Origin of the sequence: Kitasatospora sp. NPDC057595 (assembly GCF_042800875.1) — a bacterium.
Taxonomy (GTDB): domain Bacteria; phylum Actinomycetota; class Actinomycetes; order Streptomycetales; family Streptomycetaceae; genus Kitasatospora.
This window is the reverse complement of the sequence record NZ_JBHVGL010000083.1, coordinates 1-1085: the sequence shown is the minus strand read 5'-3', so window position 1 is coordinate 1085 and position 1085 is coordinate 1. Positions and strand designations below refer to the sequence as shown.

General features: G+C 41.7%; 1 protein-coding gene. It reads left to right on the top strand.

All coding sequences use genetic code 11. The features are described 5' to 3' along the window. Window positions 1-1085: IS1182 family transposase (locus ACFU9E_RS35625; RefSeq protein ID WP_380715731.1), on the top strand; the 1085-nt coding region annotated here is incomplete at both ends.

Here is a 1085-nt window from a genome sequence, read left to right as displayed (position 1 = left end):
CCTCTATGGTATCCGTTCAGAAAGACAGCTTGAAAAAGAAATTTACTACAATATGGCGTACAGATGGTTTCTCGGATTGAACATAAACGACCCGGTTCCACACCACTCCACCATCAGCTGGAACAGACGCACACGCTTTAAAGATACAACCATCTTCCAAGACATTTTTGATGAGATCGTTCTTCAGGCCATCAATCATGACATGGTGGGCGGACGAGTCCTATTCACCGACTCCACACACCTTAAAGCCAATGCCAACAAGCATAAATACACAAGAAAAACAATTGCGCAGGATACCCAAAACTATATCAAGGATTTAAATGAAGCCATTCAAGAGGATCGGGAGGAACACGGAAAAAAGCCATTAACAGCCAAAGAGGAGGTGAAAGCTGAAAAAGAGATCCGCCACAGTACAACCGATCCGGAAAGTGGCTATCTGTATCGTGAAAACAAACCAGAAGGTTTTTTCTATTTAGATCACCGCACAACAGATATGAAATACAACATTATCACCGATGCCTACGTCACACCTGGAAATGTCCATGATTCTGTGCCTTATCTTGACCGATTAGACCACCAAATCGCACGATTTGGTTTTCAAGTAGAAGCCGTCGCCCTTGATTCCGGATATTTAACGACTCCGATCTGTAAAGGATTATCTGACCGCCAAATCTTTGGTGTCATCGCACATAGACGTTATCACCCTATCCGAGGCTTGTTTCCAAAATGGAAATTTCATTATGACAGTGAACAAGACAGATACATTTGTCCAAATCACCAAACACTTACATACTCAACAACTGACCGAAAAGGCTACCGGTCATATAAATCAAATCCTGAAATATGTTCCTCATGCCCACTGCTTGAAAACTGTACAAAATCAAAGAATCGGCAGAAAGTGATTACTCGACATGTATGGGAAGAACATAAAGAAAAGGTCAGACAAAATCGCTTGTCTGTTTCAGGAAAAAACCTCTACAAAAAAAGAAAAGAAAAAATAGAGCGAAGCTTTGCAGATTCAAAACAGCTGCATGGGCTTCGCTATTGCAGGTTGAGGGGAAAACGAAATGTGAGTGAACAAGTTC